Origin of the sequence: Streptomyces sp. C36, from assembly GCF_040932295.1 — a bacterium.
Taxonomy (GTDB): domain Bacteria; phylum Actinomycetota; class Actinomycetes; order Streptomycetales; family Streptomycetaceae; genus Streptomyces; species Streptomyces triculaminicus.
The window spans coordinates 280,243-305,656 of sequence record NZ_JBFQGI010000007.1 but is presented as its reverse complement, the minus strand read 5'-3'; the positions used below and the strand labels follow the sequence as shown (position 1 = coordinate 305,656).

The following is a 25,414-nucleotide window of genomic DNA, read 5'->3' as shown; positions in this document are numbered from 1 at the left end:
GTCCGCCCCGGCGGCCGGACGCCGCATCGTCAGCACGCTCGGCGGGTCAGCCCGTCGGCAGGTCGGCCAGGATGGCGATGACCATCAGGCCCGAGACCAGCGCGGCGACGAAGGTCCAGGCGCGCGCCTGACGGAAGCGCGGGCGCGCGGGCAGGGCCCAGGTCGCGATGAACAGGACGGCGGAGACGAGCCAGACGACCGGCGCGGTCGCCAGGGACCGGTTCAGCGCGGCCGAGCAGTGGTCGGGCCCGCAGCTGTCGGTCGCCATGGGGGACAGCCCGAGGAAGAACAGGTCGATCATCAGCAGCGGCACCATCACGACGGTGGCCACGCCGCGCAGGAGGCCGGCCCGGCGGTCGTACGTGGCGGGGTCGCGCGGCGGCGGGAGGGCGCCCGGCTGCCAGGCGGTGGGTGCGGAGTTCTTCATGGTCGCCAGCGAACCAGCCGGCGGGGCGGGCGGGCCTCGGGGCGCGTACTCATTCCGGGGCCGTCCGGGTACTCAGGTGCGGAGCGTGAAGGCTCAGGCCGTGCGCTTGTCGGCGTACTCGCCGAGGACGACGACGCTGACGGCCGCACCGGCGAAGGCCTTGATCGCCCGGAGGGCGGTGGCGAGGGGCGAGGCGGCCGGGGAGCCGTCCGGGGAGATGGATGCTGAGGTCATGTCTTCCATGATGGTCGGCGGAAGCGCCCCGGGCATCGGTCTGCCGGTGTAAACGGGTGGGTGCGGCCGTACGACCCAAGGATCATGGCGTCCCCTACGGGAGGTGGACGGCGACCCCGAGGACCCCCGGGGGCGCGCGGGAAAACCATTCGCGCGCCCCTTTTCGGCTGACTAGAATCCCCCCTTCCCGCCGCCTCCCGCTTTCGCCTACGGGAGCGCCGCCGCCCGGTCGGTAACCGGACGGCTCACCGCTCAGCACGCCGTACGCCAGGAGGACTTGCCGTGCCCGCGCCCGTACCGCCCCCGCACCCCCACGACCCCCTCGAGCGGGAGCGCGCCCACCTCGCCGCCTCCCGTTCCGCGCTGCGCGCGATGCGGGCCGATGTCGAGGCCCTCGACATCAAGGACGTCACCGCCAACTGGGTCAACGCCGTCGTCCTCCAGTCGCAGATCGAGGACCGCATCGCCGCGCTCGCCGATCTCGCGCACACCCCGCTGTTCTTCGGCCGCCTCGACTATCTGCACGCGCCGGGCGTGGAGGGGGCGGAAGGGGCCGAGGGCGAGCAGTTCTACATCGGGCGGCGGCACGTTCACGACGCCGACGGCGATCCGATGGTCATCGACTGGCGTGCCCCGGTCTCGCAGCCGTTCTACCGGGCGTCGAAGAAGGACCCGCAGGACGTGGGTCTGCGTCGCCGGTTCGGCTACACGGGCGGGGAGCTGACCGCCTACGAGGACGAGGACCTGACCGACGCCGCCGGCGACGACCAGGCGAGCCGGCTGCTGCAGAGCGAGATCGAACGGCCGCGCGTCGGCCCGATGCGGGACATCGTCGCCACGATCCAGCCCGAGCAGGACGAGATCGTGCGCGCCGGGATCGGCGGCACGGTGTGCGTCCAGGGAGCCCCCGGCACCGGGAAGACGGCCGTCGGCCTGCACCGCGTCGCGTATCTCCTCTACGCCCACCGCGAGCGGCTGGCCCGCACCGGCACGCTGGTCGTCGGCCCGAACCGGTCCTTCCTGCACTACATCGAGCAAGTCCTGCCCGCCCTGGGCGAGTTGAACGTCGCCCAGGCGACCGTCGACGACCTCGTCGCGCACGTCGACGTGTGGGGGAACGACTCGCCCGCCGCCGCCCTGATCAAGGGCGACGCCCGTATGGCCGAGGTGCTGCGGCGCGCGGTGCGGTCGGGGGTGACGATGCCGGACGAGGCGGTGGTCGTCGTGCGCGGCTCGCGGCGCTGGCGGGTTCCCGCGTACGAGATCGAGGAGATGGTGCGGGAGTTGCTCGCCCGCGACATCCGCTACGGGGCCGCGCGCGAGGCCCTGCCGCAGCGCATCGCGCACGCCGTGCTCGTGCGCATGGAGGAGGCCGGCGAGGCGCCCGACGACCGGGTGCAGGACGCCGTCGCGCGCAGCACGGCCGTCAAGGTGGCGGTCAAGGCGATCTGGCCGGCGGTCGACCCGGCGAAGCTGGTGCTGCGGCTGCTGTCGGAGAAGGAGTTCCTGGCCGAGCACGCCGAGGGGGTGCTCTCGCCGGCCGAGCAGCGGGAGATCCGCTGGGCGAAGCCCGCGCGGTCGGTGCGGACGGCGAAGTGGTCCGCCGCCGACGCGGTGCTGATCGACGAGGCGTCCGACCTCGTCGCCCGCACCCATTCGCTGGGGCACGTGGTGCTGGACGAGGCGCAGGACCTGTCGCCCATGCAGTACCGCGCGGTGGGCCGCCGCTGTACGACCGGGTCGGCGACGATCCTGGGTGACCTCGCGCAGGGCACCACGCCGTGGGCGACGAGCAGCTGGCGGGAGGCGCTGGCCCACCTGGGCAAGCCGGAGGCGGCCGTGGAGGAGCTGACGCTGGGCTTCCGGGTGCCGCGCGAAGTGATCGCCTACGCCTCGCGGCTGCTGCCGGCCATCGCGCCCGGCCTGGCGGCGGCGACGTCGGTCCGCGAGTCGCCGGGCGACTTCGCGGTGCGGCAGGTGGCGGCGGACGCCCTGGACGCGGCGGTCGTCGAGGCGTGCCGGCGGGCGCTGTCGTACGAGGGCTCGATCGGTCTCATCGCGGCGGACGACCGGTTCGGGGAGCTGGCCGCGGCGCTGGCGGCGGCCGGTCTGCCCTGGCTCCACCCGGGCGAGGAGACGTCGGCCGAGGCGCGGCTGACGCTGGTCCCCGCGCCGCTGGCCAAGGGCCTGGAGTACGACCACGTCGTGCTGGACGAGCCGGCCGCGGTGGTGGCCGGGGAACCGGACGAACGGACCGGCCTGCGGCGGCTGTACGTCGCGCTGACGCGGGCGGTGTCGGGGCTGACGATCGTCCACGCGCAGCCGCTTCCCGCGCAGCTGCTGGGGTAGCGGGCACGGCCGGGGTGGCCGGCGCTGCCGGGGCGGCGGGCACGGCCGGGGTGGTGCGGCACCGCCGGGATCGCCGGTGGGGGTCGCGCGCCGTCACGGCGGGGTGTCTTCCCCGGTCCCGCCCCTTCCCGTAACCGGGGGCGAGCCCCCGGGCCCCCAGGGCCCCCGCCTGCCCGGGCGAGCCCCGGGCACGGCCTCGGCCCCTACCCGTCCAGTGCCTCGCGCCAGGCCCGTACGGCCGCGGCGTCCACCGGCGCGTCCCATCCCGCCGGTCGCGCCGCGCCGCCGATGTGGAAGCCGGAGATGCCGGCCGCGCGCAGCACCGGGACGTGCTTGAGTCCGAGGCCGCCGCCGACGAGGATCCGCGGCTCGTAGCCGGGTTCGTCGGCGCGCGCCGCCTCGGCCAGGAGCGTGGCGATGCCGTCGTCGACGCCGGAGGCGGAGCCGGCGGTGAGGTAGGTGTCCAGCCCCGGCTGGTCGGCGAGCTGCTTGCGCAGGGCGTCGCGGTCGGCGGCCCGGTCGATGGCGCGGTGGAAGGTCCAGCGCGCGGTGGGCCCGACGGCGTCGGTCAGGGCGGCCACCGCCGCGAGGTCGGCGCGCCCGTCGTCGGTGAGGAAGCCGAGGACGAACTCCTCCGCGCCCTCCGCCCGCAGCGCCCGCGCCCGCTCGCACAGCGCCTCGAGCGCGGCGGCGCCCCCGGCGGCGAAGCCGTCCGCGGCGCGCAGCATCACCCGCAGGGGGATGCCGACGGCGGCCCGTACCGCCGCGAAGGTCTCGAGGGAGGGGGTGAGGCCGTCGGCGGCCATGTCGCTGACCAGTTCGAGCCGGTCCGCACCTCCGGCCTGCGCCGCCACGGCGTCCTCGGGGTCGAGGGCGATCACCTCAAGAATTGGTCTAGACATGTAGTCAAGCCTGCCACACCCGCCGCCCCGCACGAAGCCGTGCCCCACAATTGGACGCATGGTCGTCACGCCCGAGCACCTCCGCGCCCGCTGGCAGCAGACCGTGGACCGGGTCCGCGGCGTCCCCGTACCCGATCCCGGCCCCTACGCCGACGACCTGCTGGCCCGGTGGTCCGAGCCGCAGCGCCGCTATCACACCGTCGCGCACCTGGCCGCCGTCCTCGGGCACCTCGACACGCTGGCCGCCCACGCCGACGACATCGACACCGTCCGCCTCGCCGCCTGGTTCCACGACGCCGTCTACCGCCCCGACCGCTCGGAGAACGAGGAACGCTCCGCGCACCTCGCCGAGCGGGCGCTGCCCGAGCTGGGCGTCGACCGGGGGCGTACGGCCGAGGTCGCCCGGCTGGTGCGGCTCACCGTCAGCCACGACCCCGGGCCCGGCGACCGGGACGGCGAGGTGCTGTGCGACGCCGACCTGGCCGTGCTGGGCGGCACGCCCGAGGAGTACGCGCGCTACGCGGCGGCGGTCCGCGAGGAGTACGGGTTCGTGCCCGACGACGCGTTCCGCGAGGGGCGGGCCGACGTGCTGCGCCGGCTGCTGGAGCTGCCGCGGCTGTTCCGCTCCCCGCAGGGGCACGACCGCTGGGAGCTGCTCGCGCGCCGGAACCTGACCACGGAGCTGGAGCTGCTCACCGCCCGAGGATGAGGACGAGGGTCCGGGAAGGGTTTCAGCCCGCGCGGCGGACGGGGTGCTTGGGGCGGCGCAGCCCCGCCGCCTTCAGCAGGCGGACCACCTCGCGGCTGCTCACCTCGCGCGCCCCGAGCCGCACGGCGGCCTCGTACGACGTCGAGGGGATGTCGTAGTGGTCGCCGTCGAACGCCCTCGGCGGCGCGTCCATGCGGGCCGCGAAGGCGTGGAGCTCGTCGAACGACACGTCGCTGACCAGGTGGGACCACATCCGGCCGTGGCCCGGCCAGTTGGGCGGGTCGATGTACAGCGTCATCGGCCGAGCGCCGTCCCCAGGGAGCCCACCCGCGCCACGAACACCGCCTGCTTGGTGCAGGCCCAGTGCGGGTCGGGGCCCAGCTCCGGTTCGACCTCGAGGGCGTGCGGGTCGCCGCCGTCGGTGCAGACGGGGCACAGCGGCCAGCGGCCGTGCCGGTCCAGCAGGGCGTCCTGGACGTCCTGGGCGACCAGCCCGGGAAGGAACCCGGCACCCTCCGGCCACTGCTCGACCCACCACCGCCGGTGCGCGACCGCGTCCTCCACCAGGGAGACCACGTCGGCCTCCGCGACGTCGCCGGCGACGAGGTCGGCGAGGACGAGCGCCCGTGCCGTGTGCAGTGCCTGTTCGAGCTCCATGGCATCCATTGTCGGGGGCGTGGAGGGTTGACGGCACACCAGCCCGAAAATACCTTTCAGCATGTGAGCGGCACCGCGAAGGAAACTTTCGGCTCCCCGGCCGCGCTGGCCGCCAAGGTCCGTACGCTCGCCCCCTCCATGACGCGATCCATGCAGCGCGTGGCCGAGACGGTGGCCGACGACCCGGCGGGCTCGGCCGCGCTCACGGTCACCGGACTCGCGGAACGCACCGGCACCAGCGAGGCCACCGTCGTGCGCACCGCCCGCGTCCTGGGCTACCCCGGCTACCGCGACCTGCGCCTCGCGCTCGCCGCCCTCGCGGCCGAGCAGGCCGCCGGCCGGGCGCCCGCCGTCACCGCCGACATCACCGTGGACGACCCCATGGACGGCGTCGTCGCCAAGCTCGCCCAGGAAGAGGCGCAGTGCCTGGCGGACACCGCCGCCGGGCTGGACACGGCCGCCCTGGAAGCGGCCGCCGGCGCGCTCGCCGCCGCCCGGCGCGTCGACGTCTACGGCATCGGCGCCTCCAACCTCGTCGCCCAGGACCTGACCCAGAAGCTGCTGCGCATCGGCCTGATCGCGCACGCGCCCGCCGACCCCCACCTGGCCGTCACCAACGCCGTACAGCTGCGCCCGGGGGACGTGGCCGTCGCCATCACCCACTCGGGCCGCACCGCCGACGTCATCGAGCCGCTGCGGGTCGCCTTCGAGCACGGCGCGACGACGGTGGCGGTCACCGGGCGGCCGGACGGGGACATCGTCCAGTACGCGGACCACATCCTCGCCACGTCCTCCGCACGGGAGAGCGAGCTGCGGCCCGCGGCCATGTCGAGCCGCACCAGCCAGCTCCTCGTGGTGGACTGCCTGTTCATCGGCGTCGCCCAGCGCACGTACGCGAGCGCGGCACCCGCCCTGTCCGCCTCGTACGAGGCGCTGGCGCACCGGCACGCCCCGCGCGACCGGCGCTGAACCGACCCTCGCAGACCCCGATCTCGCAGACCCCGACCTCGTTGCCCCAGCCGACGGAAACCGACGGAACATTGACGGAAAGGGCCGCCCGCCATGACCTCGACCGCCGCCTTCGCCGCACTGCGAGCCCAGCTGGCGACGCTCACCACCGAGGAGTTCCGCGCCGACCTCGCGGACATCGACCGGCTGCCCACCCGGGCCATCGCGAACATCATGAACGCCGAGGACGCGACGGTGGCCGCCGCCGTCGCCGAGCGGCTGCCCGAGATCGCCGCCGCCGTCGACGCGACCGCCGACCGCATGGCCCGCGGCGGCCGCCTGGTCTACGCGGGCGCCGGCACCGCGGGCCGCCTCGGCGTGCTGGACGCCAGCGAGTGCCCGCCGACGTTCAACACCGACCCGGGGAGGGTCGTCGGGCTGATAGCGGGTGGCCCCGAGGCGCTGGTGCGGGCCGTGGAGGGGGCCGAGGACAGCGAGGAGCTGGCGGCGGCCGACCTGGCGGCGCTGGGCGTCGGCCCCGACGACACCGTCGTCGGCGTCTCGGCCTCCGGCCGCACCCCCTACGCCGTCGGCGCCGTGCGGCACGCCCGCGCCGCCGGGGCGCTGACCATCGGGCTGTCCTGCAACGCCGGCTCGGCGCTCGGGGAGGCGGCCGAGCACGCCATCGAGGTCGTCGTGGGCCCCGAACTGCTCACCGGCTCCACCCGGCTGAAGGCCGGCACGGCGCAGAAGCTCGTCCTCAACATGCTCTCGACCATCACGATGATCCGCCTCGGCAAGACGTACGGGAACCTGATGGTCGACGTCCGGGCCTCGAACGAGAAGCTGCGGGCCCGCTCGCGGCGCATCGTCGCCCACGCCACCGGCGCGGCGGACGGCGAGATCGAGGCCGCGCTGGCCGAGACCGGGGGCGAGGTGAAGAACGCCATCCTCGTGCTCCTCGGCGACGTCGACGGACCGACCGCCGCCCGGCTGCTCGCCGAGTCCCACGGCCACCTGCGCGCCGCCCTGCGCGCGGCCTCCGGCTGACATACCGTCATGCACTGATGAAGCACGGCCTCATGCCACCGGCAGACGACAGCAAGCCCGCCGCGACGGCCGCCGCCCTGCTGCCCCTGCTGGGCGGCGCGGCCAACCTCGCCTCCGTGGCCCACTGCATGACCCGCCTGCGCGTGGAGGTCCGCGACAGCGCGCTCGTGCGCGGCGCCGAGCTGCGGGCGGTGCCCGGCGTGCTGGGCCTGGTGGAGGACGCCGCGTCCACCCCGGCGGCGTACCAGATCGTGCTGGGACCGGGCGTCGTGGCCCGGGTCGCGCCGGAGCTCGAGCGCATGCGGGAGGCGGCGCCCGCCGCCGGAACCCTCGCCGAGCGCGGGGCCGCGCTGCGGGCCGGGCAGCGGGCCCGCAACGCCACCCCCGGCAAACTCCTCCTGCGCCGCGTCGCCCAGGTCTTCGTGCCGCTGATCCCCGCCCTGATCGGCTGCGGCATCGTCGCCGGCCTCGCCGGCCTGCTCGCCAACCTGCGCTGGGCGCCCTCGCTGGTGACGGCCCTCGGGGCGATCTCCGGCGGCTTCATGTCGCTGATCGCCGTGTTCGTCGGCTACGCGACGGCCAAGGAGTTCGGCGGCACGCCCATCCTGGGCGGCGCGGTCGCGGCCGTCGTCGTCCACCCCGGCGTCGCCCGAGTGGACGCCTTCGGCCTCGAACTCTCCCCGGGCCAGGGCGGGGTGCTGGGCGCGCTGGCCGCCGCACTGCTCGCGGTGTCCGTGGAGAAGGGCTGCCGGCGCGTGGTGCCGGAGGCGCTGGACGCGCTGGTCACACCGTTCCTGACGGTGCTGCTGCCGGGCCTGGTGACGCTGTACGGGCTGATGTACGCGGCCGGCGCGGTCTCCACCGCCATCGGGCGCCTCGCCGACGGGCTGCTGGACGGCGGGGGCGCGCCGGCGGGCCTGGCGCTGGGCGGCCTGTTCCTGCCGCTGGTGATGCTGGGACTGCACCAGGCGCTGATCCCCATCCACACCACCCTCATCGCCGAGCAGGGCCACACCGTCCTGCTGCCCCTCCTCGCCATGGCGGGCGCCGGCCAGGTCGGGGCCGCCCTCGCCGTCTACCTGCGGCTCGCCCGCGCCACCTCGATCCGCCGGACCATCCGGTCCGCGCTGCCGGCCGGCGTGCTGGGCATCGGCGAACCCCTCATCTACGGCGTGTCCCTGCCGCTGGGCCGCCCGTTCGTCACCGCGTGCGCGGGCGGCGCGGCCGGGGGCGCGTTCGTGGGCCTCATGGGCCAGCTCGGCGACACGGTCGGCGCCACGGCCATCGGCCCCTCCGGCTGGGCCCTCTTCCCCCTGCTGCACGGCGGCCACGGGCCCCTCCGGGCGGCGGCCGTCTACGGGGCGGGGCTGCTCGTGGGGTACGTGGTCGGGTTCGTGGCGACGTACCTCTTCGGAGTGAACGAGGAGACGGCGGCCCGGGCGGGGTGAACGCCCGGGCGCCTCAGCTCGTACGCCCCACGCCCGTACGCCTCACGCACGCGTGCCTCACGCCAGGTCGTCCGCCAGCTCCGCCACTCCCGTGATCCGGTGCAACGGATAGGTGCGGACCTCGTCCGCCGTGTGGTCGTACGCCGTCACGAAACCGCCCTCGACGCGGATCGGGGCGATGACGCGCTGACTGGCGGCCCCCTCGGCGTTGACGTAGCCGATCCACACGGCCGCCCCCGTCAGCACCGCCGCCTGCATCGTGGCCAGGGTGTCGGCCGAGGAGGTGCGGGGCAGACCGCCGCTGGTGGGGGCGGGATCGGCGACCGGCTTGCGCTGGGCCGTGGAGGCCATGTCACCGGCCCGGACGGCGCGCACGGCCGCGCCCAGCAGCGTGGCGTCCGGCACCGGCGGGCCCTCGGGCACCGGGGCCGGGGCGGTGCGCGGCGGAGTGCGGTGGGCGTCGGCGCGCGCGACGACCACGTCGCCCTCCGCCGACTCGGCGGCGGGCGCGTAGCCCATCGCGCGCAGCACCTCGAGGAGCGTGTCCGGCGCCGCCTGCGCCGCCAGCACCGTCGACGCCAGGCGGCGCAGCCGCAGCGGCGCCGACCGGCGGTCGGCGAGGATCTCGGCCAGCAGGGCCTCGTCGTCGCAGCGGACGTACGACGACGCCGCACCCACCCGCAGCCGGCCGTGCCGCCGGGCCACGTCGTCGACGAGGTAGGCCAGCGGCTGCGGAACGGGCGTACGGGAGTGCTCGGCGAGGAAGGCGTGCAGGTCGGCGGCGGTGCGGCCGGCGTCCAGGGCGCGGCGTACGGACTCCGGCGTGAAGCGGTAGACGGTCGCGCCGCCCTTGGACTCGACGTCCGCGAGCACGCCGAGCAGCTGCGCGAGCGGGCGGCGCAGCGGGCCGGGCGCCACGGCGGTGAGGTCGGCCTGCAACAGGACGTGGTCCAGCGGCTCGGGCAGCAGGGGCGCCAGGGCCGCCGCGGCGGCCTCCGGGTCAGCCGGCAGGGCGCGGCCGTGCGCCGAGAGCGCGCCCCGGCTGGTGACGCCCAGCTGCTCGGCCTCCGCCAGCGTCCAGGTCGCCAGCCGCGTGCGCAGGTCGTCGGCGGCCGAGCGCGGCGGGCGCTCCCAGCGCAGCCGCTCCAGCAGGGCGTCGGCGGGCACGGAGGAGCCCTCGGGCAGCTCGGCGAGCAGGTCCAGCACCCGGCGGCGCACCTCGGGGGCGGGGCCGCGGTCCAGGTCCGGGCCCAGCGCCGCCAGCGTGCGGCCCTTCGCGTCCTTCCCGCCGGCCAGCCCCGGGGTGCGGGTGGCCGTCAGCCAGGCCGTGGCCAGGGCGGTCCAGCGCCGCTCGGCGGGCAGCAGCAGCCATTCGTCGTAGGCGGGGGTGGGGGCGTAGCGCTCGTCGACGTCGCCGTCGGAGGCCAGCAGCCCGGCCGCGTAGGCGAGCTCGACCCAGAAGGCGGCGGCAGCCTCCGTGGTCTCGAGGACGGTCGCGGCGCGCTTGAGGTCCCGCACGCTCAGGCCGCCGGCCCGCAGGACGAGCGGGCCCGCGCTCTCCCACTCCCGCAGCAGGTCCTCCACCGTCGCCAGCGCCATGAAGGCCTGCCCGGCGGCGGTCGCGTCGACCGTCCGGGGCTCGTGTGCGGTGACCGGGGCGAGCTCGGGGGCCAGCGGCTCCGGCGCGCGGTGCGCCCGGCCGGCGCGCAGGTGCAGGGCCACCTCGCGGGGCAGCACCACGGCGCCCGGGCCGGTGGGCAGCAGCAGGCCCCGGTCGAGCAGCCAGCGCAGGTGGGCCGCGGGCTCGGCGGTGACCGTGCCGTGCGGCGGGCCCCACAGCAGCCTGCCGAGGACGGCCGTGGCCTCCTCGGGCGCGCCGGCCAGCAGCGCCGTCATCCGCCGACGGTCCTCGAACAGCTCGGTCAGGGCGGTGACGGCCGTCACCGGGTCGTGGGTGGCGGGCAGCCCCGCCGTGGCGATGATCTCCTGCAGCCGGCCCGGCGACATGCCCGCCGTGGTCTCGGCGACGCCGGGCCCCAGGCCGGTGGGCGAGGGGCGGGTCGCGGTGGGGGCGAGCAGCTCGCGGACGGTGCGCACCAGGCGCAGCCGGTCCTCGCCGCCCCAGACCAGGGCCTGGTCGCGCAGGGCGGCCACGGCGCGCGGCAGCTCGGCGGCGATGGCGGCGCCCTCGGCGCCGGCGGGCTCGTCGCCCGTCATCAGCGCGGCCAGGGTGCCGTAGGGGCAGGGGTCCGGGGCCACCGCGAGCGCCTCGGCGACCTGCAGGGCGAACCGGTCGAGGTGGTCCAGCGCCCGCACCACCGAGGCCCGGGTGGCGGCCCGGGTGGCCAGCTGGGTGAGGTCGCCCGGCACGGGGTTGAGCAGGTCCGGGCGTGCGCGCAGCAGTCCGGCGAGGGCGTCGTCGGGGCTGGCGCGCAGCTCTTCGGCGAGCGTGCGCGGCTCCGCGGCGGTGCCGCCGCCCGTACTGCCGGTCTCCCGCGAAGTGGTCATTCTGCTTACGGTACCGGGTCGGTGCGGATGGGCCCCGGCTTCGGCCCGGGTTCGGTACCTTCGGTGGGGTTCGGCGGCTCGTGTGGCCTTGGGGGTTCTGGTGGGGATCGAGAGCGATCAGCTTGTTTACGACTATTTGAGCAGGGTCGGCGACCTCGCCCAGAGACAGTCGCTCACCTCAGGGGACCGGATGCGGCTGGTCTCCCGGCTGCGGGCGGAGATCGAGCGGCGCCGGGCGGCCGAGGCGGCCGACACCCCGGCCGCCGTCCAGCGCATCCTGGACGGCCTGGGCACCCCGGCCGAGGCCGTCGCCGACGCGGACGGCGTCCTGGGGGCCGCCGAGGCCGCCGGGCGGGTGCCCGTCCAGCGCCGCGACGACCTTCCGGCGGCCGCCGCCCGCGCCCCCTGGGCCGCGTCGCCGCCGCACCTGGCGACCGAGGAGGAGCTGCGGCCGCGCGGCGGCGGCGAGGCCGGCTGGTGGAGCGTGGGGCCGGCGCCGGCCACGGCGGGCGACGCCGTGCACGGGTTCACGGGCGGCATCGAGATCCCCGACATGCTCAAGCCTCCGCCGCCCCCCGCCCCCGAGGTCCCGCGGACGGAGGACGGCGGGGGGACGCGGGGGGACAAGCCGTCCAAGGAGCCTGCCAAGGGGCCTGCCAAGGAGGCGGACAAGGACGCGGGCGCGGAGAACGGCTCCGCCGAGCCCCGCTTCAGCTTCTGGCGCTCCCGCGCCGGCGTCCCCATGAGCCCGCTGCTGCTGATCGTGGCCGTCCTCCTCGTCGCCGGAGCCGTGCTCGGCAACTGGATCGTCCTCGCGGTGGGCTGGGCCCTGGCCTACGTCACCCGCCGGCTCACCCAGGCGGAGTCGAAGTGGGCCGTCATGGGCGTCCCGGGCCTCGCGGCGGCCGGGGGAGTGGTGTGGCTGTGGGGCCGGTTCAACGGGCGCTGGGGCGACCCGATACCGCCGGGGGAGATGGCCGGGGCGCTGGCCGACACCTGGCCGGTGGTGGTCAAGGCCGCGGCCGTCGCGTCGGCGGCGTTCGTCCTGTGGCGGGCCCGCCGCCCGGGCTGAGCGCCCGTACGCGCGCGTACGCGCATACGCTCGGGGAGGCGCTACGCCGCCTCCCACGGCCTCCCCGGGACCACCAGCGGACCGCCCGTCACGGGGTCGGCGACCACCACCGACTCCAGCCCGAAGACCTCGCGCACCAGCTCGGCCGTCACCACGTCCGCCGGCCGGCCGCGCGCCACGATCCGGCCCGCCTTCATCGCCACCAGGTGGTCCGCATAGCGCGCCGCCTGGTTCAGGTCGTGCAGCACCGCCACCACCGTCCGGCCCCGCTCCTGGTTGAGCCGGCGGCACAGGTCGAGGACCTCCACCTGGTGGGAGATGTCCAGGTAGGTGGTCGGCTCGTCCAGGAGCAGCAGGTCCGTGTCCTGGGCGAGGGCCATCGCGATCCACACGCGCTGCCGCTGACCGCCCGAGAGCTCGTCCACCGCCCGGTCGGCGAGGGCGGCGACGTCGGTGCGGGCCATGGCCTCGGCCACCGCCCGCTCGTCCTCCTCCGACCACTGCCGCCACCACCGCTGGTGCGGCTGGCGGCCGCGCGCCACGAGGTCCGCGACCGTGATGGCCTCCGGCGCGACGGGCGTCTGGGGCAGCAGCCCCAGCGACCGGGCGACGCGCCGGGTGGGTATCCGGGCGAGCTCCTCGCCGTCCAGCAGCACCGCGCCGCGCGCGGGCCGCAGCAGCCTGCCGAGCGCGCGCAGCAGCGTCGACTTGCCGCACGCGTTCGGGCCGACGATCACGGTGACCTCGCCGTCGGGGACGTCCAGGTCGAGGCCCTCGACGACCGTGCGCTCCTCGTAGGACAGGGTCAGGTCACGGGCGCCGAGCCGGCTGCCGGCGGCGGTTTCGACGGTCACGCTTTTCCTCCGGTACGGCCGCGGGCGATCAGCCAGATCAGATACGGGGCCCCGACGGCGGCGGTCAGCACGCCCACCGGCAGCTCGGTCGGCTCGAACAGCTTGCGGGCCAGCAGGTCGGCCACGACCACGAGCACCGAACCCAGCAGCGCCGAGCACAGCAGCGGGATCTGCGCGGTCCGCGTCATCCGGCGGGCGATCTGCGGGGCCAGCAGCGCCACGAAGTCCACCGGCCCGGCCGCGCCCGTGGCGACCGAGGCCAGGACGACGCCGAGCAGCGCCAGCCCCACCCGCACCCGCCCCAGGCGCACGCCCAGCGCGGTGGCCGTGTCGTCGTCCATGGACACCGTGCGCTGCGCGCGCGCCGCCCAGCACACGAACGGTGCCAGCAGAAGCAGCGTCCACGCCAGCGGGGCCGCCTCGTCCCAGCCGCGCGCGTTGAGCGAGCCGGTCATCCACACCTTCGCCTGCTGGGCGACGAGGTAGTCGCCCTTGGTCAGGAAGAGGTGGGTGACCGAGCGCAGCGCCACCGCGAAGCCGATGCCGATCAGCACGAAGCGGGTGGCCCGCAGCCCGCCCCGCCAGGCGAAGGCGTGGACGAGGGCCGCGGCCAGCAGGCCGCCGGCCACCGACACGTAGGGCAGGGCGGCGTAGGAGGTGACCCCGAAGGTCATCGCGCCCACCGTCAGCGCGCTCGCGCCCTGGCTGACGCCGATGACATCGGGGCTGGCCAGCGGGTTGCGGGCGACGGTCTGGATGAGCGCCCCCGCGACGCCGAAGGCCGCGCCGGCCAGCAGACCGACGGTCATCCGGGGCAGCCGCGCGGTGCCCACGGTGAACTCCTCCGCGGACGGCTGCCCGAAGAGCACCTTCAGCGCCTCGCCGGGCGCGGTGTACGTCGTGCCGACGCACAGGTAGGTCAGGCACGCGGCGGCCAGCAGCAGCACCAGCCCGGCCGCGACGGCCGCGCCGCGCCGGTGGACCAGGAACGACCCGCGCCCGGCCCGGACGAGGGCGTAGCCGGCCGGTCGCGCGGCGGTCTTCGCCGGGGGTGCGGTCCTCGCCGGGGATATCGCGCTCACGCCGCCACCGCCTTGCGGCGGACGAGCGTGACGAGGAACGGCAGGCCGATCAGCGCGGTCATCACGCCGGACGGCACCTCACTGCCCTCGTACAGCACCCGGCCGAGGACGTCGGCGCCCAGCAGCATCACCGGGCCGAGGAGCGCCGCCATGGGCAGCACCCAGCGGTGGTCGGTGCCGACGAGCGCGCGGGCCAGGTGCGGGACGGCCAGGCCCAGGAAGACGATGGGCCCGGCGGCCGCGACCCCGACGCCGGTCAGCACGGTCGCGCCGACGCCGCCGACGATCCGTACGAGCCCCACGTTCTGCCCCAGCCCCCGGGCGACGTCCTCGCCGAGCGCCAGCGCGTCCAGGCCGCGGGCCACCGACAGCACCAGCACCGTGCCCGCCAGCAGGAACGGCCAGATCTTCCAGGCCGTGCCGGCGCCCGGCCCGGCGATGGAGCCGATCTGCCAGAAGCGGAACTCGTCCAGGGTGGCGGCGTGGGTGGTCAGCACGCCGTTGACGACGGAGGTGATCAGGGCGTTGAGCGCGGCCCCCGCGAGCGCCAGCTTGATGGGAGAGGCCCCGCCGCGGCCGCGCGAGGCGATCGCGTAGACGGCCACCGACGCCAGGGCGGCGCCGGCGAAGGCGAACCACACATAGCCGCCGGGCCCGTGCGTCCCGGCCACCGTGATGGCGAGCACCACGCCCAGCGCGGCGCCCTGGCCGATGCCGAGGATGCCCGGCTCGGCGATGGGGTTGCGGGTGATGCCCTGCATGACCGTGCCCGCCATGGCCAGCGCGGCGCCGACCATCAGCCCGACGACCGTGCGCGGCAGTCGCATGCTCCGCACGATGGTCGTCGCCGGGTCGTCGCCGTCGTGCAGCAGCGCGTGGAGCACCTGCGAGGGCGCCACGGGCCGGCTGCCGACCGCCAGGCTGAGCAGGGCCGCCAGCAGCAGGGCGGCGACCGCGGCCACCGTCCAGCCGACGCGGCGGCGGGCGCCCGAAGGCGTTCTCGGGTTGCTGGTCGGGACGGCGGCTTGCATGAGTTCCACTTCGGCGACGGCTGCGGTTGCGGCGCGTGACTACGGCCGGAACAAGCCGCTCCTGCGGGATCAAGCCGTGGTGAGGCAAGCCTAAGTGTACGGGTGGGGTGGCAGGCACAATGTGGGGCATGACCCCGCTCGCGCGCACGGACCACCGGTTCACGGTCGGCTTCGACCTCGACCTGACGCTGGTCGACTCCCGCCCCGGCATCAGGGCGGCGTACGAGGCGCTGGTGGCCGCCACCGGCACCCCCATCGACGTCGACCTCGTCATCGGCCGCCTCGGCCCGCCGCTCAAGCAGGAGCTGCGCAACTGGTTCCCGGAGGAGGACGTCGAGCGGGCCAACGCCGTCTACCTGGCCGGCTACCCCGAGCACGGCATCCTGCCCTCGCCCGCCATGCCCGGCGCCCGCGAGGCCGTCGCGGCCGTACGCGAACTGGGCGGGCGGGCCATCGTGGTGACGGCCAAGAACCCCCGCAACGCCCGTCTGCACCTCGAACACCTCGACATCCGGGCCGACGAGCTGGTCGGCGACCTGTGGGCTGAGGCCAAGGCGGTCGCGCTGCGCGAGCACGGCGCGTCGGTGTACGTCGGCGACCACGTCGGGGACGTGCGCGGGGCGCGCACCGCCGGAGCGGTCGCCGTGGCGGTGCCCACCGGCCCGTACGACGCGGCGGAACTCCGCGCGGAAGGGGCGGACGTGGTGCTGGAGGGCGGCCTGGCGGAATTCCCCGCCTGGCTGCGCGCCCACCGCGCCGGCTATGCCGCGGAATCCGCCGTTCCACGCGCCTGACGGCGCTGTTCGGCGATCGAGCGCAGCACTCCGGCCCCGGAGACCAGGAATCCGACGCCCATCAGCATGCACACGAAGTAGGCCGCGGGCGGCAGCGGATCGGCCCCCAGGAACAGCGGCGCGACGGTGGCCAGCGTGGCCACCGCGCCCACCAGGAACACGACGGCACCGGCCCGTACCAGCAGATCCCCGGCTCGGGGCGTTTCGCTACTCACCTGACCAGGGTAGATCCCTGGGCGGCGGTATGGCGTCCGGCTGACGGCGGCGGACCGGACGCGCGGCGGTACGGCCCGAGGACGTCTTGTCACCGGGCCCGGGACCATTAGCCTTGGGGGTGGCGGGTCTTGCGGCCCGCTGTAGTGCTATCCAGAGCAGTTTTTCTGTTGATTGCAGAATTTTCGCTTTTTCGGTATTCCGACGAGACACGAGGACGAGGACAGACGTGCCTACCGGCAAGGTCAAGTGGTTCAACAGCGAGAAGGGCTTCGGCTTTCTCTCCCGCGACGACGGCGGAGACGTCTTCGTGCACTCCTCGGTGCTCCCGGACGGGGTCGACGCCCTCAAGCCCGGCCAGCGCGTGGAGTTCGGGGTCGTGGCAGGCCAGCGCGGTGACCAGGCGCTGACGGTGACTCTGCTCGACCCCACTCCGTCGGTCGCGGCCGCCCAGCGCCGCAAGCCCGACGAACTCGCCTCCATCGTCCAGGACCTCACCACGCTCCTGGAGAACGTCACCCAGCAGCTGGAGCGCGGCCGCTACCCCGACAAGGCCCACGGCTCGAAGATCGCCGGCATGCTGCGCGCGGTCGCCGACCAGCTGGACGTCTAGGACCGTTCAGGACGGTCCTAGACCGTCAGACGAAGCCGAGCGCGCCCGGCCCGAGGGGCGGTACGAGCCCCTCGGCCGCGGCGCGGGTCAGCAGCCCGCGCACCGCGGCGTAGCCGGCCTCGCCGAGGTCGGCCGTGAATTCGTTGACGTACAGCCCGATGTGCGCGTCCGCGACCGCCGGATCCATCTCCTGCGCGTGCGCCAGCACATACGGGCGGGAGACCTCCGGATCGTCCCAGGCCATCCGTACGGACGTCCGCGCCGCCCGGGCCAGCTCGCGCAGCGTCTCATCGCCCAGCGACCGCTTGGCGATGATCGCGCCCAGCGGAATGGGCAGCGTGGTGGTGTCCTCCCAGTGCTCGCCCATGTCGGCGAGGCGGGTGAGCCCGTAGTCCTGATACGTGAACCGCGCCTCGTGGATGACCAGGCCCGCGTCCACCTTGCCGTCCCGCACGGCCGGCATGATCTCGTGGAACGGCAGCACGACGACCTCGCCGACACCGCCCGGCACCTCGGCCGCGGCCCACAGCCGGAACAGCAGATAGGCCGTCGAGCGCTCGCTCGGCACCGCGACGGTCTTCCCGGCCAGATCCGCCGGGCTCGCCGCCTCACGGGTCAGCACCAGCGGCCCGCAGCCCCGTCCCAGCGCCCCGCCGCACGGCAGCAGCGCGTACTCGTCCAGCACCCACGGCAGGACGGCGTACGACACCTTCAGTACGTCGAACTCGCCGCGCTCGGCCATCCCGTTGGTGAGGTCGATGTCGGCGAACGTCACGTCCAGCTCCGGAGCGCCCGGAACCCGGCCGTGCGCCCAGGCGTCGAAGACGAACGTGTCGTTCGGACAGGGCGAATAAGCGATCTTGATCGGGTCGCTCACGTCAGCACCTCCGGTTCGAGTACGGGGGAGAGCCGGCGGAAGGCGCCGGTGAGCGCGGTCAGCGCCACGCCGATCCGCCACGCGCCCCGGTCACGGGGCCCCACGGCGTTCGAGACCGCGCGCAGCTCCACCACCGGCACCCGGTGCGCCACGGCCGCCTCGGCCACGCCGAAGCCCTCCATGCCCTCGGCCACCGCGTCCGGGTGGCGTGCCGTCAGCTCCGCGGCCCGCTCGGCGGTGCCGGTCGCCGACGTCACGGTCAGCACGGCGCCGCGCACTCCGCCGGTCGCCTCGGCCACCGTTCGCGCGAGCCGCTCGGGCACCCGGTGCTCGATCACACCGAAGCCCAGCTCGTCCAGGGACAGGAAACCGCCGTCGCTCGACTGCGCGCCCAGGTCCGGGGCCACGATCGTGTCGGAGACCACCACGGCGCCCAGCGCCGCGCGGGGCGCGAAGCCGCCCGCGATGCCGGCGGCGATCACCAGCTCGTACGGCTCGCCGGTCACCGCGGCGGCCGTCAGCGCCGTCGCCGCCCCGGCCGCGGCGGCGGCGGGGCCCACGCCCGCGGCCAGCACGTCCAGCACCGGCCCGTCGGCGTCGCCCGGCCGCACCCGGTGCAGCAGGGTGCCACCGGGCAGCCGGACCTCCCGGGGAGGCGGTCCGGCCACGGCCGTCACGGCGTCACGTTCGGCCGGGACGGCGGTGACGACGAGAACACGCATCAGCGGCGGCGTCAGTCGCGCTCGAGGGTGAAGTTCCAGACGCCCAGGGCCTTGCCCGAGTTGGTCTCCACGATGCTGACCTTGGTCTCCTTGGTGGCGCCGCCCTGGCCGCCGGAGAAGAAGGCGCTGGCCGGGATCGTCCGGTAGGTCTTCTTGTTGGGCTCCTGCTCGGCCGGCTGGCCGTTGATGAAGATCGTCCAGCCCTCTTCGGCGATCTTCGGGTCGACGCCGAAGCGGACCTTGTCCTCGAAGGCCGCCTTGACGGTCTTGCCGGAGTCCTCCTTCATGCAGCCAATGATCTTGTCGTTGGCCACGGCCTCGCCCTCGTTGTAGCAGGCCGCCTCGGAGGTCACCGTCGTCGAACCGACGGTCACGGTCGCCAGCGGAGTCGGCTTGTCGCAGGCGGAGAGGGCGATGAGCCCGAAGGTCACGGCACCGACGGCGGCAGTGGCGCGGCGGCGCTTGCCCCGGAAAATCGCAGCGGTCATGCGGGCAGGCTATCGGGCCCCTCCGCTCAGGCCACGCGCGGGTGCGGCGAGCCGCGCCGGGCCGCCGTCAGCAGGCCCCGTACGGCAGTGGCCGCGCCGAGCGCCAGGAAGCCCGCCGCCACCGACATCCCCACCACGCCGTTCAGCGGCAGCAGGATCCCGATCGCCCCGCCCACCACCCAGCACATCTGCAGCAAAGTCTCCGAACGGGCGAAAGCGGACGTCCGTACCTCCTCCGGCACATCCCGCTGGATCAACGCGTCCAGCGACTGCTTGCCCAGCGCCTGCGAGATCCCCGCGACCGCCGCCACCACCACCACGAAGAACGCGCTGTACAGCACGGCCGCCACTATCGTCGTCCCCAGCGCCGCCGTCAGCACCAGCGCGATCATCTTCTCCGGCCCCCGCGAACGCAGCAGCGCCCCTATCGCCGTGCCCAGGGCGTTGCCGGCGCCCGCCGCGATCGCGACCACCCCCAGCGAGAACGCCGGGCTCAGCCCGCCCAGCGGATGCACCCGCAGCAGGAACGCCAGAAAGAACGTCAGGAACCCCGACAGCATCCGCAGCGAACTGTTCGCCTGCAGCCCGTGCAGCACCGACGACCCCACCGTGCGCAGCCCCGGCCGCGGCCGCCTGCCGGCCTTGCGCCGCCGGGCCGGCTGCCGCGCCGGCCCGTCCGCCGTCAGCCGGGCCCGGGCCTCACCCTTCGCCGAGTCCACCTTGTGCGGCAGCGACAACGACAGATACGTACCGAACGCGAACACCGCGCACGCCCCGTACAGCGGATACGCCGGCCCCAGCTGATGCAGCCCCGCACCCAGCGGGGCCGCCACGCCCGTGGCCAGCAGGCCCCCGAGCGTCACCCGGGAATTCGCCTTCACCAGCGCGATCCGCGGCGGCAGCAGCCGCGGAACCACCGCCGAGCGCACCACCCCGTACGCCTTCGACGCCACCAGCACGCCCAGCGCCGCCGGATACAGCTCCAGCCCACCGCTCGCCACCGCGCCCGACATCATCAGCGCCAGCAGCGCCCGCGTCAGCATCGAGCCCGCCATCGCCGCCCTGCGGCCGTGCGGGATCCTGTCCAGCAGCGGGCCGATCACCGGCGCCAGCAGCGTGAACGGCGCCATCGTCACCGCCAGGTACAGCGCCACCCGCCCGCGCGCCTGGTCCGTCGGCACCGAGAAGAAGACCGTCGAGGCCAGGGCGATGGTGATCATCATGTCGCCCGCCGAATTCACGGCGTGCAGCTCGATCAGCTTCCCCAGCCCGGACTCGCCCGCGCCATGCGCGTGCGTCGCCCGGCGGACCCCCCGGGCCGCCCCCGCGAAGGGCGCGCGCAGCACCCGGCCGACGCCCCGGACCGTACGGCGGAGCGGACCGCCTTCGGCTGACCGGATGGCTCCCACCACGCCATACTGCCCCAACTGGCACCGGGCAGGGCACTTTCGGGGTATCAGCGGGGCGTGCCCGGCACCTTGTCGGGGGCTCGCCGAAGCCCGGGTATCCCCCGGGCGGCCGCGCGGGGTAGCGTGCGTAGCGCGCCACCGGTCGCCGCTTTGGCCGCACCCCGAGTCCAGATCCCGCAGAATGGGTGATGACAGGTGCGCCCGAGGCCGTTCGGGCGCGGACGTCGACGCGGTCCCCCGGTCCGCTCCGTCCGCGGCCCCGACCGTTCGGCTGGCGCACTCGTGAGACGGCGTGGAAGAGAGAATCGATTCTTGTGAGTGCTGCGATGCGAAGCCGTACCCCGGACCGCCTGTGCGCCGAGGCGGTCGAACTCGCCCGGGCGGCGGCCGAGGAAGCCGCGCTGCCCGGAAAGGTCGGCGACCACATCGAGGTCGTCGCCGACGGGGACCGTGTCGTCACCCACTACTTCGCCTGCGACGACCCCGGCTACCGCGGCTGGCGCTGGGCCGTCACCGTCGCCCGCGCCTCCCGCGCCAAGCACGTCACCCTCGACGAGACCGTCCTGCTGCCCGGCTCCGACGCCCTCCTCGCCCCCGAATGGGTGCCCTGGAGCGAACGCCTGCGCCCCGGCGACATGGGCCCCGGCGACCTCCTGCCCACCCAGGCCGACGACCCCCGCCTGGAACCCGGCTGGACCGGCGACGAGACCCCGCCGCCGAACTCCGCCGTCTCCGACGAGATGGCCGCGCTCGCCGACTCCGAGGACGCCGAGGTCTCCGCCGGCCCGCCCTCCGCCCAGCCGACCGCCCCCGCGCGCGGCTCCATCACCGCCCTCGCCGAGGAACTGGGCCTGCGCCGCGCCCGGGTCCTCTCCCGCTACGGACTGCACACGGCCGCCGACCGCTGGGACGAGACCCACGGCACCAAGACCGCCATGGCCCAGGCCGCCCCGGCCCCCTGCGTCAGCTGCGGCTTCCTCGTGCCGATCGGGGGCTCCCTCGGCCAGGCGTTCGGCATCTGCGGCAACGAGTTCGGTCCGGCGGACGGGCACGTGGTGTCCCTGGCGTACGGGTGCGGTGGGCACTCGGAGGCGGCCGTGATGCCGAAGGCGCCGCGGCCGGCGCCGCCGGTTGTGGACGAGACGCTGGTGGACGAGTTTCCGCTGCGGGAATCCGCGCCGTCGGAGGCGGAGGACGAGGACGACCTCGGGCACGCCTGAGTCGTCTGATCGCCGTCGTGCGTGGTGCGGGGGCCGGGGGCTCCGGAGGGTGTTCCGGAATCGGATATTTACGGGCCCGGCACCGTCTCACGTGATGCGTGCCCTCACATTGGGCCCACAAATATCCGGCAGCATTCCGGAACACCCTCCTGCGCCCCCGGCCCCCTCCCGTCACGTCGCCGACCCGGTGCGGGCCGGCCACCAGGGTGGGGTGGGCCGGTCCCCAGGGCGGGCGGGAGGTCCGGTCCCCAGGGTGGGCGGGCCGGTCACCGACCAGGGGCCTCCGGGTACGCACTGGAGCGGTGACCTGGACTTGGGCCCCTTCCCCTCCCCCCGCGTGGTGCGTGAGGGGCCGGGGCGGGGTGGGACGGGCCCTGGTAGGGGCGTAAGGGTTATTTGCGGCCCAAGTGCGGGGTGATCGATGCGTCAGGGGCTCCGGGCCGTAAATAATCCAGCCCCGGAAGGGCCCGGCCCACACCGACCCGGCCCCGCCCCACCACGCACCCCCACCCGCGCTGTACGTTCAGCCGCAAGGCAAACGGCACCCCACTCCACAGGGAGACGACAAGACGTGACCGGCACCGGAGTGGATCCGTTCGGGACCGCGCGGCTGCGGCGCGGCGTGCTGGACGCGTGGGTGACCTCGCCCGCGCGGTTCCGGGAGGACGCCAACGCCGAGGAGGATCTCGCCCTCGGCGGGTACCGCGACCGCCTCGTGGTGGAGCTCGCGCAGAACGCCGCGGACGCGGCGGCCCGTGCCGGCGTGCCCGGTCGCCTGCGCCTCACGCTGCACGCGGCGGGCGCCGGAGCGCCCGCCACCCTGGCCGCCGCCAACACCGGCGTGCCCCTGGACGCCACGGGCGTCGAGTCGCTGTCCACGCTGCGCGCGTCGGCCAAGCGCGACGACGAGAGCCGGGCTGTGGGCCGTTTCGGCGTCGGCTTCGCCGCCGTGCTGGCGGTCAGTGACGAACCCGCGATCGTCGGCCGCACCGGCGGCGTCCGCTGGTCCTTGACCGAGGCCCGCGCCCTCGCCGAGGACGCGGCGTTCGGCAGCCCGGGACTCGGGGGCGAGCTGCGTCGCCGCGAGGGCCATGTGCCGCTGCTGCGCATGCCCTTCCCGGCCGAGGGCACGGCGCCGGACGGCTATGACACCGTCGTCGTCCTTCCGCTGCGCGACGGCGCGGCCGAGGATCTGACCGCGCGCCTGCTCGCGGGCGTCGACGACGCGCTGCTGCTGACCCTGCCGGGGCTGGCCGAGGTCGTCGTCGAGACGCCGGACGGCGTCGTCCGTACGCTGACGCGCCGCCAGGAGGGCCCGTACGTCGTCATCGACGACTCCGCCCGCCCGGCTCCTACGCGCTGGCGCGTGGAGCAGGCCGGCGGCCCGCTGGACGCCGCGCTGCTGGCCGACCGCCCCGTCGAGGAGCGGCTGCGCCCCCACTGGTCGGTGACCTGGGCGGTCCCGGCCGGTCCGGACGGCGCGCCGGAGCGGCCGCGTACCGCCCCGGTGCTGCACGCCCCGACCCCCACGGACGAACCGCTGGGCCTGCCGGGCCTGCTCATCGCCACCTTCCCTCTCGAGCCGACCCGCCGGCACACGGCGCCCGGCCCGCTGACCGCCTTCCTCACCGAGCGCGCCGCCGAGGCCTACGCGGATCTGCTCCGCGACTGGCACCCGGTCTCCACCGGAACTCTCGACCTGGTCCCGGCCCCGCTGGCCACCGGCGTGCTGGACGCCGAGCTGCGCCGCCTGGTGCTGGAGCGGCTGCCGCGTGTGCCGTTCCTGCCGAGCGCGGCCTCGGTCACGGACGTCGGCGGCGAGCCGACGCCGGCCCCGGGCGGCGGCATCGAGGGCATCCCCTGGACGGAGGGCCCGGACGCCGCCACGCAGAGCTGGGACGATGCCCTGGCCCCGGGCGGGCCGGGCGGTGGTGAGCGGGTCGCCCTGCGTCCGGTGTACGCCGAGGTCGTGGAGGGTGCCGGGGCGGAGACCGTCGCGGTGCTGGGCGAGCTGTTCCCCAACCTGCTGCCCGCCGGGCTCGAGCGCCGTCAGGAGCTCCGGGCGCTGGGCGTGGCCCGGGTGCCGCTCGGTGAGGCGATCGACCGTCTCGCCGGGGCCGAGCGGCCGGCGACCTGGTGGTGGAGGCTGTACGACAGCCTCGCCGGCGTCGACCCGGACCGGCTGACCGGTCTGCCGGTGCCGCTCGCCGACGGCCGTACGGCCATCGGGCCCCGGCAGGTGCTGCTTCCGCCGGCCGACACGACGGGTTCGGAGCGGCTGTCGCGGCTGGGGCTGAAGGTCGCCCATCCAGACGCGGCCCATCCGCTGCTGGAGAAGCTCGGCGCGACGCCGAGTTCCCCGCGCGCCGTCCTGACGACGCCTCAGGTGCGGGCGGCGGTCGCGGGGTCGCTGGACGCGGAGGACGTCTGGGACGAGGAGGGGCTGGACGCCGACGCGCTGGTCGAGGTGGTCCTCACGCTGGTGCGCGACGCCGATCTCGCGCCGGGCGACGAGCCGTGGCTCGGCGCCCTCGCGCTTCCGGACGAGGACGGCGAGCTCGCGCCGGCCGGTGAACTCGTGTTGCCCGGCAGTGCGTTCGAGTCGGTCATCCGTCCGGGTGAGCTCGCCGCGTGCGACGCCGAGCTCGTCGAGCGCTGGGGCGAGCAGCCGCTGACGGCGGTCGGCGTGCTGGCGGACTTCGCGCTCGTGCGGGCCACGGACGTCGTCCTGGACCCGGACGAACTCGAGCCGCGCGACGGCGACTTCGCCGAGCCGGACGACGTCGGGCTGCTGGACGCGGTGGACGTGTGGTGCGAGGACGTGCTGGACCGGCTGCCGGACACCCCGGTGCCGCCGGTCGCCACGGAGGTCGTGGCCGTACGGGACCTCGACCTGGTGGACGACGACGCCTGGCCGCGGGCGCTGGCCATGCTGTCCCGGCCGCCGCTGCGGGACGCGCTGACCGCGCCGGTGCGGGTGCTGCTGCCGGACGGCACGACCGAGTCCGTACGCCCGTACACCGCCTGGTGGCTGCGCGGGCACCCGGTCCTGGACGGGCGCCGGCCCGCCGGGCTGCGGGTGGAGGGCGGCGACCCGCTGCTGGCGGGGCTGTACGAGGCGGCGGACGCGGGCGGTCTCGCGGACGAGCAGGTGCTGCGGGCGCTGGGGGTGCGGACCTCGGTGGCCGCCCTGCTGGACGAGCCCGGGGGCGCCGCGGAGCTGCTGGCCCGCCTGGCCGATGAGGACACCCGGGTGAGCCCCGCCCAGCTGCACGGTCTCTACAGCGTGCTGGCGGAGCTGGATCCGCGGGACGTGACGGTGCCGGACGACGTGCGGGCCGTGGTGGACGGCGACGTCCAGCTCGGGGACGCGACGGACGCGCTGGTCGCGGACGCCCCCGATCTGATGCCCCTCGCGGCGGGCCACCCGCTGCTGCCCGTACGACCGGACCGGGCCGCCGCCCTTGCCGAGCTGCTGCAGGTGCGGCGGCTGAGCGAGGTGTTCCCGGTGACCGTCCCGGCGGGCGAGGGAGAGCCGCGCGAGGTCCCGGAGGGTGTGCGGGTGCTGCTGCCGGGGGCGCCGGCGACGTATGTCGAGCACGAGGAGCTCGTGGTCGACGGCGTCGAGCTGGACTGGCGTCTGGGCCCGGACGGGGTGCTGCACGCGGCGACGCTGGAGGGCGTGGCGGCGGGCCTGGCCTGGGCGGCCGGGGCGTGGGCGCGGCGGTTCGAGGCGGCGGCGCTGCTGGAGGACGCCTCCCGGACCGAGGAGCTGGCGCGGGACCGCTGGTTCGACTGACGGATCTA

At 75.5% G+C, this 25,414-nt stretch carries 24 protein-coding genes; 10 read left to right on the top strand and 14 right to left on the bottom strand.

The window, feature by feature from the left end; all coding sequences use genetic code 11:
* Nucleotides 1-46: 46 nt before the first annotated feature.
* Nucleotides 47-427 carry a hypothetical protein gene (locus AB4K12_RS22705; protein ID WP_368435948.1) on the bottom strand — a complete coding sequence of 127 codons (381 nt, stop codon included), beginning with the start codon at nt 425-427 and terminating at the stop codon, nt 47-49.
* Between the two features lie 93 nt (nt 428-520).
* On the bottom strand, nt 521-661 hold the full coding sequence (locus tag AB4K12_RS22700) for a hypothetical protein (protein ID WP_368435947.1): 141 nt from the start codon (nt 659-661) through the stop codon (nt 521-523).
* A 282-nt stretch (nt 662-943) separates the two neighbouring features.
* Between AB4K12_RS22700 and AB4K12_RS22695 the strand changes: the two genes are divergently transcribed.
* Nucleotides 944-3,010: an ATP-binding domain-containing protein gene (locus AB4K12_RS22695; RefSeq protein ID WP_368435946.1), complete on the top strand. Its 2,067-nt coding sequence runs from the start codon at nt 944-946 to the stop codon at nt 3,008-3,010.
* A gap of 203 nt (nt 3,011-3,213) precedes the next feature.
* Here the strand turns inward: AB4K12_RS22695 and AB4K12_RS22690 are convergent, their stop codons facing one another.
* Complete coding sequence (locus AB4K12_RS22690; protein ID WP_368435945.1) at nt 3,214-3,912, bottom strand: copper homeostasis protein CutC; 699 nt, start codon at nt 3,910-3,912, stop codon at nt 3,214-3,216.
* Nucleotides 3,913-3,970: 58 nt separating this feature from the next.
* Between AB4K12_RS22690 and AB4K12_RS22685 the strand changes: the two genes are divergently transcribed.
* A complete protein-coding gene (locus AB4K12_RS22685) occupies nt 3,971-4,621 on the top strand; it encodes a hypothetical protein (protein ID WP_362253320.1) in 651 nt (216 codons plus the stop codon).
* 22 nt (nt 4,622-4,643) lie between these two features.
* Here AB4K12_RS22685 and AB4K12_RS22680 read toward each other — a convergent pair whose 3' ends face one another.
* Together AB4K12_RS22680 and AB4K12_RS22675 are read right to left on the bottom strand one after the other, a co-directional pair.
* Nucleotides 4,644-4,919, bottom strand: coding sequence for a DUF4031 domain-containing protein (locus AB4K12_RS22680; protein WP_368435944.1), 276 nt, complete (start codon nt 4,917-4,919; stop codon nt 4,644-4,646).
* Nucleotides 4,916-5,287 carry a hypothetical protein gene (locus AB4K12_RS22675; RefSeq protein WP_368435943.1) on the bottom strand — a complete coding sequence of 124 codons (372 nt, stop codon included), beginning with the start codon at nt 5,285-5,287 and terminating at the stop codon, nt 4,916-4,918. The genes AB4K12_RS22680 and AB4K12_RS22675 overlap by 4 nt, the downstream gene beginning before the upstream one ends.
* A gap of 54 nt (nt 5,288-5,341) precedes the next feature.
* Between AB4K12_RS22675 and AB4K12_RS22670 the strand changes: the two genes are divergently transcribed.
* From AB4K12_RS22670 to AB4K12_RS22660, 3 genes are all read left to right on the top strand, one after another.
* A complete protein-coding gene (locus AB4K12_RS22670) occupies nt 5,342-6,247 on the top strand; it encodes a MurR/RpiR family transcriptional regulator (RefSeq protein WP_368435942.1) in 906 nt (301 codons plus the stop codon).
* A 93-nt stretch (nt 6,248-6,340) separates the two neighbouring features.
* Nucleotides 6,341-7,276, top strand: coding sequence for an N-acetylmuramic acid 6-phosphate etherase (gene murQ, locus AB4K12_RS22665; RefSeq protein WP_368435941.1), 936 nt, complete (start codon nt 6,341-6,343; stop codon nt 7,274-7,276).
* Nucleotides 7,277-7,308: 32 nt separating this feature from the next.
* A complete protein-coding gene (locus AB4K12_RS22660) occupies nt 7,309-8,724 on the top strand; it encodes a PTS transporter subunit EIIC (RefSeq protein ID WP_368435940.1) in 1,416 nt (471 codons plus the stop codon).
* Nucleotides 8,725-8,781: 57 nt separating this feature from the next.
* On the opposite strand, the gene AB4K12_RS22655 is transcribed toward AB4K12_RS22660, so the two are convergent.
* Nucleotides 8,782-11,232 carry a helicase-associated domain-containing protein gene (locus AB4K12_RS22655; protein WP_368435939.1) on the bottom strand — a complete coding sequence of 817 codons (2,451 nt, stop codon included), beginning with the start codon at nt 11,230-11,232 and terminating at the stop codon, nt 8,782-8,784.
* 100 nt (nt 11,233-11,332) lie between these two features.
* On the opposite strand from AB4K12_RS22655, the gene AB4K12_RS22650 reads away from it, so the two are divergent.
* Entirely contained in the window at nt 11,333-12,304 is a 972-nt protein-coding gene (locus AB4K12_RS22650; protein WP_368435938.1) for a hypothetical protein, read from the top strand.
* Nucleotides 12,305-12,345: 41 nt separating this feature from the next.
* On the opposite strand, the gene AB4K12_RS22645 is transcribed toward AB4K12_RS22650, so the two are convergent.
* Genes AB4K12_RS22645 through AB4K12_RS22635 form a run of 3 tightly spaced genes read right to left on the bottom strand, consistent with a single transcriptional unit; the run spans nt 12,346 to nt 15,271 of the window.
* Nucleotides 12,346-13,158: an ABC transporter ATP-binding protein gene (locus AB4K12_RS22645; protein ID WP_368435937.1), complete on the bottom strand. Its 813-nt coding sequence runs from the start codon at nt 13,156-13,158 to the stop codon at nt 12,346-12,348.
* Nucleotides 13,155-14,240: a FecCD family ABC transporter permease gene (locus tag AB4K12_RS22640; RefSeq protein WP_368435935.1), complete on the bottom strand. Its 1,086-nt coding sequence runs from the start codon at nt 14,238-14,240 to the stop codon at nt 13,155-13,157. Before AB4K12_RS22640 ends, AB4K12_RS22645 begins: the two co-directional genes overlap by 4 nt.
* Nucleotides 14,237-15,271, bottom strand: coding sequence for a FecCD family ABC transporter permease (locus AB4K12_RS22635; protein WP_368435933.1), 1,035 nt, complete (start codon nt 15,269-15,271; stop codon nt 14,237-14,239). Before AB4K12_RS22635 ends, AB4K12_RS22640 begins: the two co-directional genes overlap by 4 nt.
* A gap of 128 nt (nt 15,272-15,399) precedes the next feature.
* On the opposite strand from AB4K12_RS22635, the gene AB4K12_RS22630 reads away from it, so the two are divergent.
* A complete protein-coding gene (locus AB4K12_RS22630) occupies nt 15,400-16,065 on the top strand; it encodes an HAD family hydrolase (protein ID WP_368435932.1) in 666 nt (221 codons plus the stop codon).
* On the opposite strand, the gene AB4K12_RS22625 is transcribed toward AB4K12_RS22630, so the two are convergent.
* A complete protein-coding gene (locus AB4K12_RS22625) occupies nt 16,032-16,280 on the bottom strand; it encodes a hypothetical protein (RefSeq protein ID WP_190064579.1) in 249 nt (82 codons plus the stop codon). The genes AB4K12_RS22630 and AB4K12_RS22625 overlap by 34 nt on opposite strands.
* Nucleotides 16,281-16,507: 227 nt before the next feature.
* Here AB4K12_RS22625 and AB4K12_RS22620 point away from each other — a divergent pair, with 227 nt between their 5' ends.
* Entirely contained in the window at nt 16,508-16,891 is a 384-nt protein-coding gene (locus AB4K12_RS22620) for a cold-shock protein (RefSeq protein WP_190064580.1), read from the top strand.
* Nucleotides 16,892-16,916: 25 nt separating this feature from the next.
* Here AB4K12_RS22620 and AB4K12_RS22615 read toward each other — a convergent pair whose 3' ends face one another.
* Genes AB4K12_RS22615 through AB4K12_RS22600 form a run of 4 tightly spaced genes read right to left on the bottom strand, consistent with a single transcriptional unit; the run spans nt 16,917 to nt 20,387 of the window.
* The gene (locus AB4K12_RS22615; RefSeq protein WP_368435931.1) at nt 16,917-17,768 is read right to left on the bottom strand and encodes a 1,4-dihydroxy-6-naphthoate synthase; all 852 of its coding nucleotides are present in this window, start codon (nt 17,766-17,768) and stop codon (nt 16,917-16,919) included.
* Entirely contained in the window at nt 17,765-18,490 is a 726-nt protein-coding gene (locus tag AB4K12_RS22610) for a futalosine hydrolase (RefSeq protein ID WP_368435929.1), read from the bottom strand. The genes AB4K12_RS22615 and AB4K12_RS22610 overlap by 4 nt, the downstream gene beginning before the upstream one ends.
* Before the next feature lie 11 nt (nt 18,491-18,501).
* Nucleotides 18,502-18,978, bottom strand: coding sequence for a DUF2771 domain-containing protein (locus AB4K12_RS22605; protein ID WP_362253280.1), 477 nt, complete (start codon nt 18,976-18,978; stop codon nt 18,502-18,504).
* 26 nt (nt 18,979-19,004) lie between these two features.
* Nucleotides 19,005-20,387 (bottom strand): MFS transporter, encoded by a 1,383-nt coding sequence (locus tag AB4K12_RS22600; protein ID WP_368435928.1) that lies wholly within the window; start codon nt 20,385-20,387, stop codon nt 19,005-19,007.
* Between the two features lie 326 nt (nt 20,388-20,713).
* Here AB4K12_RS22600 and AB4K12_RS22595 point away from each other — a divergent pair, with 326 nt between their 5' ends.
* Both AB4K12_RS22595 and AB4K12_RS22590 read left to right on the top strand, forming a co-directional pair.
* Complete coding sequence (locus AB4K12_RS22595) at nt 20,714-21,607, top strand: DUF3027 domain-containing protein (protein WP_368435927.1); 894 nt, start codon at nt 20,714-20,716, stop codon at nt 21,605-21,607.
* Between the two features lie 571 nt (nt 21,608-22,178).
* Complete coding sequence (locus AB4K12_RS22590; RefSeq protein ID WP_368435926.1) at nt 22,179-25,406, top strand: sacsin N-terminal ATP-binding-like domain-containing protein; 3,228 nt, start codon at nt 22,179-22,181, stop codon at nt 25,404-25,406.
* Nucleotides 25,407-25,414: the final 8 nt, after the last annotated feature.